The following is a 16627-nucleotide window of genomic DNA, read 5'->3' as shown; positions in this document are numbered from 1 at the left end:
CGCGGAGGATACGGTGGTCAACGGGAGTTGTGTCAGCAACGCTGGCGCTTCATGCGGGCTGAGGCTCGTGCGGTGCTTGTGAAGGCCGACGTCGCGGAGACCCGTAGCGGTGTGCCAGCCGCGCAGCAGGGCGTGCCGCTCCTGGAATTGCGGAACATCAGCAAGACGTTTCCCGGCGTGCGGGCGCTCGACGATGTATCTTTTGCGATCTTCGCCGGCGAAATTCACATGCTGTGCGGCGAAAATGGCGCCGGCAAGTCTTCGCTGATGAAGGTGCTGTGCGGCGCCTATGAAGCCGACGACGGAGAACTGCTCCACCACGGGGAGAAAATCGAGATTCGGTCGACACTGGATGCCCGCAATTTCGGGATCGCCGTCATCTTCCAGGAATTCTCGCTCGTCCCTTACCTGAGTGTCGCTCAGAATATCTTTCTCGGACGGGAATTCCCTGGCCGCATTCCAGGCACGATCGACCGCGCCAAAATCCGCCAGGAGGCGGCCCGGGTGCTCGCGACGATCGGCTCCGATATCGATATCGATGCGCCGGTTCATAAGCTGGGTGTCGCTCAACAGCAGATCGTGGAGATCGCCAAGGCCCTGTCGCAGAACGCGCGTGTTCTTGTGATGGACGAACCGACGTCCGCGCTATCGGACTCGGAAACGGAGCACCTGTTTGGCATGATGCGGCGGCTCAAGGCCGACGGTGTCGCTATCGTCTATATTTCGCATCGCATGGCTGAAGTCTTTCTGCTGGGCGATCGCATCACCGTTCTGCGGGACGGCAAGAAGGTCGCAACCGTGCTGCCGGACGAAACCTCGCCGTCCGATCTGGTCCACAAGATGGTTGGGCGCAAGATCGACGCCATCCATCGGCGCGGTTCGGACATCAACGTGGGCGACATCGCACTCGATGTGCGGAATTTGAGTGCGCCGAGCGGCATCGCGGACATCAACCTTCAGGTGCGCGCCGGCGAGATCGTCGGGCTGTCTGGCCTTGTGGGGTCCGGCCGGACTGAAGTCGCGCGTGCGATCTTCGGCGCGGATCGCATGTCCGGGGGTGAAGTGCATATCTTCGGCGAGCGATTCACCGGAGGCCCGGACGATGCCGTGCGCCGTGGCGTCGCGCTGATACCTGAGAGCCGCAAGGCGCAAGGTTTGGCGCTCATCAGATCGGTCGGTGACAATGTCGTCCTTGCGACGCTTGAAAGGCTGTTCCCGTCGCGCGTGTTTCGCCCGGGAACGGCGAAGCACGTCGCCAACGACATGATCCGCAAGCTGCGGATCGTCACGCCCTCCGAGCGGCGTCCCGTTCAGGTCTTGTCGGGCGGCAATCAGCAGAAGGTGGTGGTCGGCAAATGGCTCGCCGCCGAGTCGAAGCTTTTCATCTTCGACGAGCCGACACGCGGGATCGACGTTGGCGCCAAGGCTGAGGTCTTTTCGCTGATGTATGACCTCGTACAGAACGGCGCGGCTGTGTTGATGATCAGTTCCGAACTGAGCGAAATCGTCAATGTCTGCGACCGCGCCTATGTCATGCGGGAGGGCCGCATCGCCGGGGAGCTATCGCGCGACCGGTTGACCGAAGAGAACATCCTGAGTCTGGGAATGCATCATGAGTGAGCGCGTACTTGCATCCGGCGTTTCCTTACTGGGGCGCGTGCCGGGCGTTGCGCTCGTCCTTGCAGTGCTATTCGCGATCTTCGCGAGCGTGAATCCCGGCTTCGCGTCGGTCGCGAACCTATCGAATATCCTGGTTCAGTCTGCGATCCTGCTTCTCCTAGCGCTTCCGATGACCTTCATCATCATGACGGAAGGGCTTGATCTATCCATCGGCGCCGTTCTGACGCTGGGTTCGGTCGTTCTTGCTCTTGTCGCGGTTGCGACCGGCGGACTATCGGTCGCCTTCCTTGCGGCGCTGGCCGTATGCCTAGCATTCGGCCTGCTCAACGGTTGGATCATTGCGTATCTCGACATTCCCCCATTCGTCGCAACGCTTGGCACTCTTGGCGTTGCGCAGGGCCTTTGCCTTGTCCTGACGGATGGACAAAGTGTGGTCGGGCTGCCCGCTGAACTGCAGGTCTTCTATGCCGGGCATCTGCTCGGCATCCCGAACCCGATCATCATCGCCGCGGTCGCTTACGCGGTCATGCACTTCGTTCTCTATCACACGCGTCTTGGGACCTATATCCCGGCGCTTGGCGGGAACCGCGAGGCGCTTCGGCACGCCGGCGTGAACGACCGGCTGGTGCTCGCGGTGATTTACGGTATCGGCGGCTTGATGGCAGGCCTGGCCGCCATCCTCTTGACCTCGCGCATCAACTCCGCGCATCCGACCGCGGCGATCGGCATGGAGTTTGATGCGATTGCCGCGGTCGCGGTCGGCGGTACGCAATTTGAGCGCGGCGAAGGCTGGTTGCTCGGGACTTTGCTGGGCGTTCTGGCCATCGGCGTCCTGCGCAACGGGCTCAACCTCATGGCCATGCCGTCATCAGTGCAGGTCGTTTGCGTCGGCTTGCTGGTGATTGTCGCGCTCCTGATCGACGGACTGCGGAAGTCGCCCGAATGAGCCAGATTGAAAACAGCGCGACATCGCTGCGGCCGATGCTCTCGGAGAACGTCATCAGCGTATCCTACCGGCTGCTGGCAGTGTTCATCATTTGCGTGGTGCTCTCGTTCGTCAGCGAGGCATTCCTCACGACGAACAATCTTTTGAACGTTCTGCGCCAGGCTAGTTTGCTCTTTTTCATGGCATCGGGACTGACACTCGTCATCCTTACGGCCAATATCGATTTGTCGGTTGGGGCGACGGTGGGGCTGAGCGCGTGCGTGGCCGCGACGGTCATCAAGGCAACCGGCTCACCGTGGATTGGCGCTGCGGTCGGGATCGGGATCGGCGCGATCGTCGGTCTGGCAAACGGCGTGCTGGTAACCAAGCTGCGTATTCCGTCATTCATCGCGACCTACGGAATGCTGTGGGTCGCACACGGCGCAACGTACTATTACATGGGCGGGCAGTCGGTTCATGGCTTCCCGCCGGAATTCCGGGCCCTCGGCAGTGGTCATTTGCTCGGCATTCCGATTCCGATTTACCTGATGGTGGTTTTCCTGCTGCTTGGGAACCTGCTTCTCAACCGGACCACGTTCGGGCAGCAAATCTACGCGGTTGGGGCGAACGCGGTCGCGGCGCGGTTGTCCGGCGTGCCGGTCCAGCGGCGGCTGATCCTTGTGTTCGTTGCGTCCGGCGCCATGGCGGGGCTCGCTTCGATCATCTTCCTCGCGAGGCTGAATTCGGCGGAAGGCGATATCGGTGAGGCGCTGACGCTGCCCGCCATCGCCGCGGTCGTTATCGGGGGTACTTCGCTGTTCGGGGGTGTTGGCTCGCTGTTCGGCACGCTGGTCGGCTGCCTCATCCTTACGTTGATTCTCAACGGCATGAACCTGATGAACGTGAACGCAAACTGGCAGCCGCTGGTGACCGGGTTCATCGTCATCCTCGCGGTCTGGCTCGACATGAAGACGCGAACGCGAACCAATGCGGCTTGATGAACTAAGATAAACGACAACGATTAAGATGGGAGTGAAGCGATGAAGACACTTGCGACCATAATTTCCGCGGCCGGGATCGTGGCGATCGCTGCCATCCCCGCTAATGCTCAAAAGGAGACCGTTGCGGTCTTCACCAAGAACCAGACCAATCCGTTCTTCGAAACCGTGCGAGTTGGGACTGCGAATGCCGCCAAGGCGCTCGGGGTGACGGTGATCCAGTACATTCCGATCAAGCCCGACAGCATTCCGGAGCAGCTCAGCCAGGTTGAAGACGTCGTCATCAAGAAGCCGAGCGCCGTGCTGTTCACGCCGGTCGACTACAAGGCTTTGGTGCCGGCCATCGACAAGATGGTCAACGCCAAGATTCCGGTCGTGGGCATGACCGACAGGCCTGCCGGCGGAGGCATCCTTTCGTTCGTCGGTGTCGACGATCACAAGCTCGGTGTCGAAACGGCAACCAATCTTTTCAAGGCCATGGGTGGCAAGGGGAGCGTGATCGCACTGGAAGGCGTCAAGGGGACACTGACCAGCACCGACCGGATGCGCGGTTTCAACGACGCGCTGAAAGAATTCCCGAACATCAAGCTGCTGGCGTCCCAGCCGGCCAATTATCAACGGCTGCAGGCGCTTCAAGTCATGGAAAACCTGATGCAGACCCATCCCCAGGTCGACGGGGTTTTCGCCGCGAACGATGCGATGGCAACCGGCGTCGTCGAGGCGCTGGCCGCGGCCAACCGCAAAGCGCTGGTCGTCGGAATCAACGGCAGCAAGGAAGCGGTCGACCTCATCAAGGCCGGCAAGATGCACGCGTCGGGGTCGTCGGATCCCTTCATGCAGGGATGTCTCGGGATGCTGACCACGATCCGCGCGCTGCGGGGCATGCCGATCGCGAAGGAGTTGATGGTGCCTGTGGTGGTCATCGATTCAGCTAACGTCAAGGACCACGATATCCCGATCGAGTCGCGGTCCTGCCCGAAGATAGAGGAGGTGGCGTCGAAATAGTCTCGACCACTTGAATCTATCGGTGGCGGCGCGGGCTTGGAAAGTTCGCGCCGCCGCATTTTGATGCCGCAGGGTTACGGTTGAATGCCTGATGCCGATTATCTGATCGTGGGCGCCGGTAGCGCAGGTGCCGTGCTCGCGGCGCGATTGTCTGAAAATCCTTCGACACGCGTTCTGCTGGTCGAGGCCGGTGCCGATACGCCGCCCGACGCGGTGCCCGCCGACATTTCGGATATCTTCCCGCGCTCGTCATTGAACCCCGCCTATTTCTGGCCGGGGCTGCGCGCGCGACGGACACCGGGCGGGCCGCTCTATCCGTTCCCGCAGGCGCGGATCATGGGGGGCGGCTCGAGCATCATGGGCATGTGGGCGCTCCGCGGCGTGCCTACGGATTTTGCGTCATGGCGCTCCGCCGGTGCCGACGGCTGGGATGCGGACGACGCCCTCCGCGTGTATCGAAAATTCGAGAACGATCTGGACCGCGACATGAGCCAGCGCCGCTCGGCAGCACCCTACACCATACGGCGTGCGCCGAGGAGCGAGTGGTCTCCGGTGGCCGAAGCATTCCAGCGCGCGGCGATAGCGAAGGGATTGCCGGTCGCCGAAGACATCAATGAATCCGTAGGCGACGCATTCTTCCCAATGCCGGTGAGTCAGAGCGCGACGGAACGGTCGTCGAGCGCGGGCGCCTATCTCACCGAGTCCGTCCGCCGCCGGCCCAATCTCCAAATCATGACCGGGACGTTGGTGAAGACGATCCGCTTCGAAGGCCACAAGGCCGTCGGAGTTACCCTGACCCGCGGTGGTGAGGATAAGGATGTGAGCGCGCGCGAGATCATCCTTTCGGCGGGCGCCATTCATTCACCGGCGATGCTTATCCGCTCCGGGGTTGGACCGGAAGATCAGATGCGGAATATCGGCGTCACGCCGGTAACGGTCCGCCCCGGCGTCGGGCAGCGGCTTCAGAATCACGTCTACCTGAATATCGCGCTGACGCTTCCGCCGCGCTCGCGCCAAAGCCAGGCGCTGCGCAATTTCGCGATCGCCGGCATCCGGCTGTCGTCCGGGCTAGACGATTGCCCGCCCACGGACATGCTGGTCTTCCTGATCGGCCGGGTCAGCGCGCGCGCTTGGGGACCGAGTGTCGCCATGGTCGGAGCCGGCCTTTATGCCCCTTATTCCCGTGGACAGGTCACGGTGTCGAGCCGGGACGCCGGAGTGCATCCGCACATCTCGTTCGGACTGCTGTCAGATCCGCGAGACGCGCCGAGGATTATCAAGGCTGCGCGTTTCTCAGAAGAACTCCTCTTTACGGCGGACACTGCAAACCTGTTCCGCGATGCCTTCCTGCTGCCGCCGGTCATGGCGCTGGACCAATTCAACAAGCCGGGCATCCGCGGGGCGCTCCTGGGACAGGCGGCGAAGCTGGTCCTCGATGCGCCGTCTGCCATGAGCCGCACGGTTCTCGGCAGGATGTTGCGGCCGGGCAGATGGATCGGAAACAGGTCAGGCCGGCGGCCCCTGTCCGATGAGGACATCCTGTCCGCCATTGCGCCAATGGGCCATGTGACAAGCACATGTTCAATCGGCCGCGACGACGATCCGATGGCGGTCGTGGACAGCGCCTGCCGTGTCTATGGTGTCAGCAATTTGCGGGTGGTCGACGCATCCATCATGCCGTCGGTGCCGAGCGCGAATACCAATCTGACCACCATCATGGTCGCAGAGCGGGCCGCGGAGCTGATCGCGTCCGAGGCGTAAGGCCTGGGCGCTTCGGCCTACAATGTCCACCTCCTTCAGCAATCGAGAGAGAGAATGCCAGGTAAGAAAATCGCCGTGCTCGGAAGCGGAGCGAATGGTGCATCGATCGGCGCGGACCTGACACGCGCCGGCCTGGACGTTGTCCTGATCGATCAGTGGCCCGAGCATGTCGATGCCATGCGCCGGAACGGGATCAGGATCGAGATGCCCGACGAGACGCAGGTGACGCCGGTCCGTGCCTATAACCTGTGTGACGTTTGCACATTCCGACACCAGTTTGACATCGTGCTTCTGCTGATGAAGGCGTACGACACGCGCTGGGCCTGCCAGCTTATCGAGCCGTATCTGAAGGCAGACGGTCTTCTCGCCGGTGTGCAGAACGGTATGACGATCGACGTCGTTGCGGACGTCGTCGGCGCCCACCGCACGATTGGCTGCGTGATCGAGATTTCGTCCACGATGTTCGATCCTGGCGTCGTGATGCGGGACTCGCCGCCGCCGCGCTCATGGTTTGCGGTTGGCGGAATTGACCCTTCGACCAAGGGGCGCGAGACCGAGGTCGGCGATCTGCTCAAGCATTCCGGCGCCGTGGCCTATGCCGACGACATCCGGGCCAGCAAATGGATGAAGCTCGTCAGTAACGCGACGACGCTCGTGACGACCGCGGTGCTCGGGCTGCCGATTCACGAGGCTGCCAGGATTCCAGAAATGCGAGAACTGATGGTGCGATCCGGTCAGGAAGCGCTCGATACTGGCCGTGCGCTCGGGCATCCGGTGCTGCCGATCTTCGGCCTGTCTCCCGAAGATGTGCGGCAATCCAATCGGTTGGTGGAGATGCTGCTCGATACGTTGCTGGCGGGGTTCACCTTGCCCAACACGAAGACCACGGTGCTGCAGGACTGGATGAAAGGCCGGCACAGCGAGGTCGACGACCTCAACGGCTGTGTCGTGAAAGAAGCAGAACGACTTGGCACTGCGGCGCCGGTCAATGCAGCTGTTGTCGAATTGGCGCACCAGATCGAAAGCGGAATGTTACGGCCTGACCCGTCCAATCTCGCCTTGTTGCAAGCTAGAATTCGATAGGTGTTTTGCGCCTCAATACGGACATGCAGTGTGGCGTCGCCGCAGAGGAGGCGATGCTTGACGAATATTTGCCCCGGCGGCTTTGCGACCATACCGTCTGGACGCATTCTGCGGCACGTCGGCCCGCGCCGACCGACGGGTGGTCGGGGTCGGAACTTGGACCCCCACGCGCCCACGCGTTGAAGTGAGAAGCTAGGGGAGTAGCTTGGAATGGCTGGGTGGTTCGGGGCCACACTCGGTCCGATACGTTCTAGGAAGACGTCCGCTTGTGACCCATGTCGAAAACCCCGGTTTCGACTCCACAGCGGCTTGGTATATTGGACGGGTGGCTAGTTTGCCTGGGAGGCGCGCATGGGTCGGATTCTGATCAAGGGTGGGTCGATCATCTCGATGGATCCGGCGATCAAGGACCTACCCCATGGTGATGTGCTTGTGGAAGACGGCAAGATCGCTGCGGTTGCGCCGTCGCTGAGTGCGGACGGCGCCGAGACGATTGACGCAGCCGGGATGATCGTCCTACCCGGTCTGATCAACGCACACGTTCACACTTGGCAAAGCGCGCTGCGCGGTATTGCCGGCGATTGGACAGTACCAAAATACATGCAGTCCATGCATGGCGGGCTTGCCGGCCATTATCGTCCCGACGACCTCTACATTGCCAACCTCATGGGCGCTCTCAATCAACTCAACTCCGGAACGACCACGCTAGTCGATTGGTGTCACGCCCGAACACACCGATGCTGCCATCGCTGGGCTCACCGATTCCGGCGCCCGCGCAGTATTTCTACACGGCTCGCCGAAGCCCGATCCCAAACCCGGCCAGAAACATTTCAGCGAAGTCCCGATGCCGCGGGCGGAGATCGCGCGGTTGCGCAAGGGCCGCTTCGCCAGCGACGATGGCCTGATCACCTTCGGGCTAGCGATCCTTGGGCCCTATTACTCGATATGGGAGGTGACCCGGGCCGACGTCCACCTGGCGCGGGAGTTCGATCTGATTGCCAGCATGCATGTCGGCGGCGGCAGCGCGATGCAGCCGAATGGGTTTGAACGTTTGCTGAAAGAAGGTCTGGTCGACGAAAATTTCAATATCGTCCACGGCAACGACATGAAGCACGATGTGATCCGCGCCATAGCCGATCAAGGCGGCCAGTTCACGGTCACCGCCGAGATTGAGCTGCAGATGGGCTACGGCGATCCGCTCACCGGCGTGCTGAGTGCTTGCGGTTCGGCCGTGTCGATCGGCTCGGACGTGGAGCCAGCGGCGCGCGGCGATATGTTCAGCGCGATGCGGATGACACTGCAGCATGAACGCCACCGTCGCACGCTCGAAATCCTGGCCGAAACCGGAAGCCGGCCGATGGCGATGCCGGTTACCTGCCGTCAAGCGCTGGAGTGGGCCACTATCAATGGCGCCAAGATGGCTGGTCTTGAAGACCGTGTCGGCTCCCTTACCCCCGGCAAGCAGGCCGACATTCTGTTGCTGCGTGCGAGCGACCTCAACATGTTTCCGGTGGTGGATCCGGCCGCCTCCGTAGTGATGCAGGCTGGCGTCGCTAATGTCGACACTGTTCTAGTCGAAGGAAGAGCGGTAAAGCGGGATGGCAAGCTGCTCCATGAACAAATTGCGGACAAGAAAGCTACTCTGCAAAAATCCGGCGAGCGCATTCTCACCGATTTTGGCTTGTTGCCGCTGCGGGCCGCCTGAATGGCTTCACGTCGAAATGCTTAAATGCACTTGAGAATCAGTCGTGTAAGGCGTTGCGATGTCGCCTAATGGCACAAAGCGGACTTTCCTCGCTAAGGGATCTGTAACCGGCATGCAACCGAATACGACGTGCCGATCTGTCAAAAGAGCGCGCCTTCCGGTATTCTCGCGCGCCTACTGTGGCGGTCACTTTGTTCGATGGCAGGTTCTGTGTAACCGCAGTAGTAACCGCGACCACTTCAATGATCTCTCGATACCGTCCCGACGCACTCCGTAACGTCGGACGCTCGCTCGGTTGGCGGGTGGTCGAGGCAGGAACTTGGACCCGCACGTCCACGCGCGTTGAAGAGAGAGGTGAAGGGGAGTCGGGTAATTTGCCCAGCCTTCGTTGACGTAGCTGGCCGCCTCACGGCGCTCGTGAGGTCGCTTTAGTTATGTGTTTGACCGATCAGAACGAACGCCATTTTCGCGGGGGATGAACTGTTATTCCGCCATGCATGCCGAGTTCCGTTCTGTACGACGACATCGTGCTTTTTCAGGTGAACAGTTTTGCCGTCATCAAGTTCGAGCCAGATTTCGCCCTCCAGTATGATACCGTAGTCAACGGTTGGCGTCGTATGCATCCCTGGCGCGTCCGGCTCGAAGCAATCGACGAGTCCTGGCGATTCTTCCGCGTGTTCGCGGCCGGCCGCCTCCGGGTTGAAGGTGGGATCGGTCATCACCGAGTCCGGCGGAAAGGTCACTATGAGAAACGAACTGCCGCCGGGGCCCGGGACGATTGTGGTCGCCACTTCGGTTGGATCGGTCGCATCGGCTTTCACATCGGAACAGGTCGCCCAAACGAATGACGACGCGAAACCCGGTGTATGCTCAAAGTCCTTCGACCATGGCGGTGTACCGTCATGCACGATGACAGATTTGCCTTGGCTGTCTCGGCCTGTAACGATGCGTCGGACGATCATCGGCGGTCTCCAGCTATCCGATCCATCTGAGAACCCCAAGTGACAGGAATGGAATGTAGGTAATCAGCATCAGCACGACGATGCTGAGCCAGATGAAGGGCAGCACACCTTGATAGATGACGCCAACAGGCTCCTTAAATACGGCCTGCGCGATGAAGATGTTCACACCAAAGGGCGGCGTGAAGCAGCCGATGCTTAGGTTGGCCGTCATCACCACGCCAAAATGAATCGGGTCGATCCCGGCGTCTTTGACGATCGGCATCAGGATCGGCGTGAGGAGAAGGATGGCCGGTGGCGGATCGAGAAAGATCCCAATAAGCAGAAGAAATACGTTTATAAGAAGCAATAGCAACCAGGGTTCCAGCGCCCATTGCTTGAAGATAGCGGTGATCGCCGGGGCCGCGCCGCTGGTTGTGAGAAGCCAAGAGTAAACACCCGCTGCCGCCAGCACGATCATCACCTGCGCGGTGATGTAGCTTGCGCGCATCCCCAAATTACCGAGGTCGTTCCAGCGGACTTCGCGGTAGATCAGAACCGATACAAGGATGGCATAGACGCATGCGACGCCCCCGGCTTCGGTCGCGGTAATAATCCCGGAATAGATTCCCCCGAGTATGAGGACCGGCAAACCTAGCGCCCAGAATGCATTTCCAGTCTGCGCCATGAGCCGCGGCACGCTGAAAGGCTCCGGTTGATCCACTGCACTGCGATGGCCCTTGACCCAGACATAGGAAGCAAAGGCCAGCGCGAACAAAATGCCCGGCACGATTCCCGCGGAAAACAGGCTTACCACCGACTGCTCCGCGATCGCGGCGAACAGGATCATCGCAATCGACGGCGGGATCATGTTGTCGATCAGCCCAGACGCCGTCAGAAGTCCGACCGCAAACTTACGATCGTAGCCGGCTTCGATCATCGGCCTGTAGGTGATCCGGCCGACTGAGGCTACGGTTGCTGCAGATGAGCCGGAGATAGAACCGAACACCACGCAGGTCGAGATCGTCGTGATCGGCAAACTGGCCCGCGTGCCGCCGAACAGCGACCTCGACCAATCAACCAGACGGCGGGAGATGCCGCCAGTTCCCATGATCTCGCCAGCCAGTATGAAAAAGGGCACCGCGAGGAGCGCGGAATTGTCCAGCGACCCGAACATGATCTGTGGCAGCGCGGTCGCTGGAATCGAATAGAAGAACACGATAACGATCGCACAGGTCGCCAGTAGTGTGATGTAAATCGGTAGGCCCGCAAGCAGCAGAGCAGCGGGCAGCAGCGTCATCGCCCAAGTCATAAGCCGGTCTCAACGCGACCTGGTCCTAACGGTCCGGCATCTTTCTCGTTCAGAAGGAATCGGGCCGTGACGGCACCCGCGATCATCACGAACCCAAACGTCAGGGAGGCCTGTGGAACTGCCATCGGAACGTCCAGCGCCACAGAATTCTGGCCGTTGCGCATGAGTATGCGCAGTAGCGCAAGTGATTGTGTCGCCATGAACAGGCACACGAGAACCGTCGCACTCGTCATGACCGCGTCCGCCAACCGCTTCCATCGCTTCGGTAGCCAAGAGGAGAAGAAGTCCATGGCAAGTTCTGCGCGATCATAGGCGACCGCTATAGCGGCCAGGAATACGGCCCAGATCGCAAGAAAGACCATGGCTTCTTCAGCCCAGAAAATCGCAGCCCCGAAGAAATAGCGGCCGACCGCATTAATGAAGTTGATCGTGACGCCGGTTGCCAGCAACGCGGCCGCGAGCCCAAGCGGAAGCTGACGGAAAACAAGTCGGCAGAAGCGAGATATACTCGGTTGATCCATCCGATCGGCACTCAGCGTGTCGAACGCGCCTGCCTGGACAGGCACCCCCAGGCAGACGCGGTCTCGATAACCTGCGACTTCAGTTCTTTTCCACCACTGACTTTATACGATTGTAAAAGGTGTTCAGCGCCGGATTTGATTTGGTCACTTCGGCGCCAACCGGTTTCAGAATCTCGGTCAGTCTGGCCTGATCCGCGGCCGGCAAAGTCACAATCTCGCCGCCGGCGTTAATCCACTTCTTGCGCATTTCATCGACGACCTCAAACGAGCGCGCCTGAACCTTGCCTTGCAACTTTCGGCCTTCATCGATCACCAGCTTTTGCAGGTCGGGCGGCAGCTTGTCGAGCCACGCCTTGCTGACCACAGCAATCGGTACCAGCATCGTATCGTCGGTCTGAGTGAGAACCTTGCCTAGGTCGCTGTATTTGAAGTTGACGAAAAGGGCGATCGCGCTTTGGGTGCCGTCGATCGCACCCCGTTGCAGGGCGGGCACAACTTCATTAGTCGGCAGTGGTACCGCGGTCGCGCCCAGTACGCGCATTCGCTCGCGTTCGGCGGGGGTAGCATTGATGCGGAATTTCTTGCCCTTAAAGTCGTCGAGTTTGCGGATTGGATCCTTGCCGAAATAATCGGCCGCCGAATAGACGAAGGCGGTAATCCCGACCATGCCTTTGCTTTCGCCGAGATCGAGAATTTCTTTGTTTAGCGCGGGATCGGCGATGGCGGCAGCCGCGTTTTTCATGTCCTTGAACAGGCCGGGAATGCTGAACACGCCATATCGTGGGTCAAGGCCCACGAAGAAATCGGCCGGAAGCAGGACGGCTTCGATGGTCCCAAGCTGCACGCCCTCTATCTGTCGCGGAACAGGTCCGAGTTGGCTTGCCGGGAAGATCTGCACTTCGATGCGCCCGTTACTGCCCTTTTCGACGGCTTCCTTGTACCAGTTGGCCCATTGCTGATTCTGGTCGTTGATAGTGACGAAGCCGATTTTCATGGTGAAGTCGGCGGCGTGAGAGAAGCCTGCGCTGGCGGCGATGAAGACCGCGGCGACCAAGTTTGCAGCCAGTCGTTGTGACGCTGTTTTCATAATCTCCTCCCATGCGACTTGGCGCTTGCGCGCTCGTTGCGTCGTCTGGGAAAAACCTTCCCATAGTTTTCGACCCATGGCAATATTTTCGAAAATCATGTATTTGTCGAATATTGCCTGATTGCGGGTGTCACGGAGGCCGGATTTCAACATGCAGACGACGATGCGGGCCGCGCGAATGCACGCGGTGGGTCAGCCGATGACGATTGACACGATCCCGGTGCCGAAACCTGGCTCAACTGATGTGCTGGTTCAGGTTAAGGCCTGCGGAATGGTGCCCAATCTAGGCAATGTGCTTGCCAACTGGACGAAGTGGTTTCCGCAACTTCCGCTGCCCAAGCTGCCGGCGATCTTCGGGCTGGATCCCGCTGGTGTTGTGGTCGAAGTCGGCGACCAGGTCGTGGACGTGCGTGTGGGGGAGCGAGTCTATGTCAATCCGCTGCGGTCGTGCGGTGCCTGCCAGATGTGCCGCGGTGGCGAGCGCAATCGTTGCCGATACTTCGTGTTCAACGGCTACTTCGGTTTCGGCCCAGATGCCCAGAAAATCTACGACATCTATCCGTATGGTGGGTTCTGCGAATACATGACTGCGCCGCAATATGCGCTGGTCAAGCTGCCGGATAACGTGACCTTCGAGCAGGCCGCCCGTTTTGGATATACCGGCACATCATATGGGGCCTTGAAGAAGGCGCAGGCTGTTGCTGGCCAATCCATGCTGGTGGATGGGATCAGCGGTACGCTTGGGCTCGGTGCCGCCCTTCTCGGTCTTGCGATGGGGATTACGCGCATCTTCGGCACTGGCCGCAACCGCCAGCTTCTTGGGAGGGTTAAGGCGCTCGCGCCCAACCGCATCGAGGTTCAGTCGCTCGATGACGGCTCGACGTCCGCGTGGGTTAAGTCGCGCACAGGCGGCGAGGGAGTCGATTTCATGATCAGTGCGCTCGGGCCCGGTGCGCCAGCGAGCACCATGGTCGACGCCCTGCAATCGGTCCGGCGAGGCGGTCGGGCAGTCAATGTCGGCGCCGTCGCCGAGACATTGCCGCTCGACATTCACTGGCTGATGGACGAGCAGATCCAAGTCATCGGGTCGAACTGGTTCACGGCGGCCCAAGGCCAGGAGATGGCGGAACTTGCGCGCGCCGGCTTGCTCGACATGTCGGTGTTCGAGCATCAGCGTTTCCCGTTGGAACAGGTCAACCACGCCATTTCGGGCTTGTCCGATCGTAACGGCGGTTTTAGCAACTATGTCATCGTTCCCTGACCGAATCGGAGCAGGCTTTTGACCTCCCCCAGCTCACGACCGCGGAAGGCGCCGGCCTTGGCCGAAGGGCTGGACGCGCGCGGATTCGTGTCGATCACAAGCGCTCCTCGGACTGACGCGGAGGCAACCTCGTCCTTCGACGTGCTACGGCAGATCCGCGAGGACATCGTTTCCGGCGTATTCCAGCCCAACGATCGGCTGAAATTCGAGGATCTGCGGGATCGCTATCAGGCCAGTATCGGAACCTTGCGGGAGTCGCTCCTGCATCTTCTTTCGGAGGGATTTGTCCGTTCGGAGTCGAACCGCGGCTTCACGGTTGCTCCGGTTTCGGCAGCTGACCTCATGGACATCACCAACCTGCGCGTCCAGTTTGAACTTCAGGCGCTGGAAGATTCGATCCGGCACGGCGACGATCAATGGGAAGCAGAGATCGTGACGTCACTACATCTCTTGATGAAGCTGATATCCGGAGATACCCCACCGACGCGTTCGCCGGATTGGCCCGGGCGGCACCGGCGTTTCCATTACGCGCTTGTGTCAGCTTGCCGGTCGCCATGGCTGCTTCATTTTCGCGGCACTCTTTTCGATCAGGCGGAACGATATCGCAGTCTCGGCCGGATGTATCGGAGGTCGCCACGCGACGTAGGCGCCGAGCATCAGGCGCTTGCCGACGCAGTGCTGGCGCGGAACGTTGAACTGGCTTGTGATCTCGGTGAGAAGCATATCAGGAGCACGGTCGACAATGTCGTGCGGAATGTGCCCGCCCTAAAGCAGAGCCGCAAGAGCGTTTGACACGCCACGTTCGATTGATCGGTCCGCTCTGTTTCGGTAGCTCAGAAACGCTCGGCTTGGCCGACCAAAAGTCCGATGAACGTGTTGGACGTCATGATGCCGGTGGACAGAACTCGCAGCGTCAGCAGCGCAGCCTCGTGATGAGAGGGGTCCGAGGAGCAGCAGCAGTCCTCCAGTAAGATCGTACGAAAGCCATATTGAACCGCGTCGCGCACGGTGTGATCGACCGCGACATTGGTAGCGACACCTGTGACCGCCACGGTCTCGATGCCGTGTCCGATCAGCATATCGAGAAGATCAGTACCGTGAAATGAACTGATGCGGCTGTGCTCTACGATAGCGTCGCCGGCATGTGGCTTTAGCCGAGCGATGACGTCGACGCCCGGCGTCCCGCGAATAAAGCCCTTTTTCTCCACCACGGAATTGAACAGCGCGTTGTTACGGACATGACCGACATAGTTGGGCCAATACTGCACGTTGACGTAGACCACCATTGCGCCGGCCACGCGAGCCGCGTCCAGAACTTCGGCTGTGCGGGGAATGACGCCGGATGCTTCCACGGTGGGCGCGAAGGTTTTGCCGAACACACCTTCGGGCGCGACCACATCGACCTGCCAGTGAATGGCAAGCACCGCAGTGCGCTTTGGATCAACCGCGCTGAGGTCGCGGAGACGGTTTTCGATGAGGCCCTTCATCCTGTTACGTCCATTCTTCGCGAGTTATCCGCGCTTTACGCCCACAGCGGAATCGGAGAGAAGGCCGCCATCCACCAGGAAGGAGGATCCGCTGATATATCCGGCACGATCCGATGCGAGGAAAACACAGATCGATGCAACTTCATCAGTAGTGGCCGCGCGCTTCATCGGCAACCCGGCCATGACATCGCGCCAGCGGTTCTCGTCTCCGAATTTTTCCTTGGCGAGACGGCGCGTGTCCTTGATGTGCTTTTCGGTCTCTACAGGTCCAGGATTGACGGCGAGCACGCGTACGCCATACCGAATACTGTCGCCGCCCAGCGAGCGCGAGAACATGGAAAGCGCCACGTTGGCCGTGCTCCCGGCGATGTAATGGGCGTCGGGACGCTCCGCCGCGAGACCTGCGATATTGATGATGACGCCACGGCCGCGCTCGCACATCGGGCCGTAGATCTCGCGGGTGAGGTTGATGGCACCGAAGAGCTTCAGGTCCCAAGCCTTGCGCCAACGCTCTTCATCGATCTCGAGCAAGGTGCCCCGGGGGATCGCGCCAGCCGAATTGACGAGGATATCGACCGCACCGGCTTCAGCGGCGACTCGTCTCACCTCGCCGCTTACACTGAGATCTGCGGCCAATCCTCTCGCATCGACAGCGAAGTCTGAACGGATTTGCGAAGCTGCGGCGTCGACGTCGGATCGGGTGCGCGACACGAGGATAACATTGCAGCCTTCCTCCGCGAGGGCGCGAGCAATCGCAAGGCCGATGCCCTTGGACGATCCCGTCACCAGCGCGTTGCGTCCCTTCAACCCCAGATCCATTCTCGGCCTCCCGTTGCGCCAGCGTGTCTTAGCTTATAATTCGAAAATGACAACGAGTTTCGAATATATTGCCATCCATCGAAATGACGTCTAGCGTGCTGTAAA

The 16627-nt window shown here is 60.4% G+C and carries 15 protein-coding genes and 2 pseudogenes; 11 read left to right on the top strand and 6 right to left on the bottom strand.

Going from position 1 to position 16627, the window contains the following annotated elements:
• The first annotated feature begins 51 nt into the window (after positions 1 to 51).
• The 8 genes and pseudogenes from AC5I5I_RS13095 (at position 52) to AC5I5I_RS13060 (ending at position 9097) form a co-directional block, all read left to right on the top strand.
• Complete coding sequence (locus AC5I5I_RS13095) at positions 52 to 1620, top strand: sugar ABC transporter ATP-binding protein (RefSeq protein WP_495764921.1); 1569 nt, start codon at positions 52 to 54, stop codon at positions 1618 to 1620.
• Positions 1613 to 2566 (top strand): ABC transporter permease, encoded by a 954-nt coding sequence (locus AC5I5I_RS13090; RefSeq protein WP_495973631.1) that lies wholly within the window; start codon positions 1613 to 1615, stop codon positions 2564 to 2566. Before AC5I5I_RS13095 ends, AC5I5I_RS13090 begins: the two co-directional genes overlap by 8 nt.
• Positions 2563 to 3543 (top strand): ABC transporter permease, encoded by a 981-nt coding sequence (locus AC5I5I_RS13085; protein WP_495973629.1) that lies wholly within the window; start codon positions 2563 to 2565, stop codon positions 3541 to 3543. Before AC5I5I_RS13090 ends, AC5I5I_RS13085 begins: the two co-directional genes overlap by 4 nt.
• Before the next feature lie 42 nt (positions 3544 to 3585).
• A complete protein-coding gene (locus AC5I5I_RS13080; protein ID WP_495973627.1) occupies positions 3586 to 4548 on the top strand; it encodes a sugar ABC transporter substrate-binding protein in 963 nt (320 codons plus the stop codon).
• Between the two features lie 84 nt (positions 4549 to 4632).
• Positions 4633 to 6309, top strand: coding sequence for a GMC family oxidoreductase (locus AC5I5I_RS13075; RefSeq protein WP_495973625.1), 1677 nt, complete (start codon positions 4633 to 4635; stop codon positions 6307 to 6309).
• Between the two features lie 54 nt (positions 6310 to 6363).
• The gene (locus AC5I5I_RS13070; RefSeq protein ID WP_495973623.1) at positions 6364 to 7392 is read left to right on the top strand and encodes a ketopantoate reductase family protein; all 1029 of its coding nucleotides are present in this window, start codon (positions 6364 to 6366) and stop codon (positions 7390 to 7392) included.
• Positions 7393 to 7743: 351 nt separating this feature from the next.
• Positions 7744 to 8046 (top strand): annotated as a pseudogene (locus AC5I5I_RS13065) (amidohydrolase family protein); the annotation flags it as partial.
• Between the two features lie 190 nt (positions 8047 to 8236).
• Entirely contained in the window at positions 8237 to 9097 is an 861-nt protein-coding gene (locus AC5I5I_RS13060) for an amidohydrolase family protein (protein ID WP_495973621.1), read from the top strand.
• Between the two features lie 428 nt (positions 9098 to 9525).
• Here the strand turns inward: AC5I5I_RS13060 and AC5I5I_RS13055 are convergent, their stop codons facing one another.
• The 4 genes from AC5I5I_RS13055 to AC5I5I_RS13040 form a co-directional block, all read right to left on the bottom strand.
• Positions 9526 to 10059, bottom strand: coding sequence for a cupin domain-containing protein (locus AC5I5I_RS13055; RefSeq protein WP_495973619.1), 534 nt, complete (start codon positions 10057 to 10059; stop codon positions 9526 to 9528).
• 13 nt (positions 10060 to 10072) lie between these two features.
• Complete coding sequence (locus AC5I5I_RS13050) at positions 10073 to 11335, bottom strand: TRAP transporter large permease (protein WP_495973617.1); 1263 nt, start codon at positions 11333 to 11335, stop codon at positions 10073 to 10075.
• A gap of 8 nt (positions 11336 to 11343) precedes the next feature.
• Entirely contained in the window at positions 11344 to 11868 is a 525-nt protein-coding gene (locus AC5I5I_RS13045) for a TRAP transporter small permease (RefSeq protein ID WP_495973615.1), read from the bottom strand.
• A 79-nt stretch (positions 11869 to 11947) separates the two neighbouring features.
• On the bottom strand, positions 11948 to 13108 hold the full coding sequence (locus tag AC5I5I_RS13040; protein ID WP_495973613.1) for a TRAP transporter substrate-binding protein: 1161 nt from the start codon (positions 13106 to 13108) through the stop codon (positions 11948 to 11950).
• Between AC5I5I_RS13040 and AC5I5I_RS13035 the strand changes: the two genes are divergently transcribed.
• The 3 genes and pseudogenes from AC5I5I_RS13035 (at position 13107) to AC5I5I_RS13025 (ending at position 15008) form a co-directional block, all read left to right on the top strand.
• Positions 13107 to 14216, top strand: a complete 1110-nt coding sequence (locus AC5I5I_RS13035; RefSeq protein ID WP_495973611.1) for an alcohol dehydrogenase catalytic domain-containing protein — start codon at positions 13107 to 13109, stop codon at positions 14214 to 14216. The genes AC5I5I_RS13040 and AC5I5I_RS13035 overlap by 2 nt on opposite strands.
• An 87-nt stretch (positions 14217 to 14303) precedes the next feature.
• Positions 14304 to 14474: pseudogene (locus AC5I5I_RS13030) on the top strand (GntR family transcriptional regulator); the annotation flags it as partial.
• Positions 14475 to 14558: 84 nt separating this feature from the next.
• Positions 14559 to 15008, top strand: coding sequence for an FCD domain-containing protein (locus AC5I5I_RS13025; protein WP_495973898.1), 450 nt, complete (start codon positions 14559 to 14561; stop codon positions 15006 to 15008).
• 41 nt (positions 15009 to 15049) lie between these two features.
• Here the strand turns inward: AC5I5I_RS13025 and AC5I5I_RS13020 are convergent, their stop codons facing one another.
• Complete coding sequence (locus AC5I5I_RS13020; protein WP_495758508.1) at positions 15050 to 15703, bottom strand: cysteine hydrolase family protein; 654 nt, start codon at positions 15701 to 15703, stop codon at positions 15050 to 15052.
• 24 nt (positions 15704 to 15727) lie between these two features.
• Positions 15728 to 16522, bottom strand: a complete 795-nt coding sequence (locus tag AC5I5I_RS13015; RefSeq protein WP_495758507.1) for a short-chain dehydrogenase/reductase — start codon at positions 16520 to 16522, stop codon at positions 15728 to 15730.
• Positions 16523 to 16627: the final 105 nt, after the last annotated feature.

Source organism: Pseudorhodoplanes sp. (assembly GCF_059499825.1).
The sequence above is the reverse complement of the archived record's forward strand: the minus strand, read 5'-3'. Positions and strand labels throughout refer to the sequence as shown.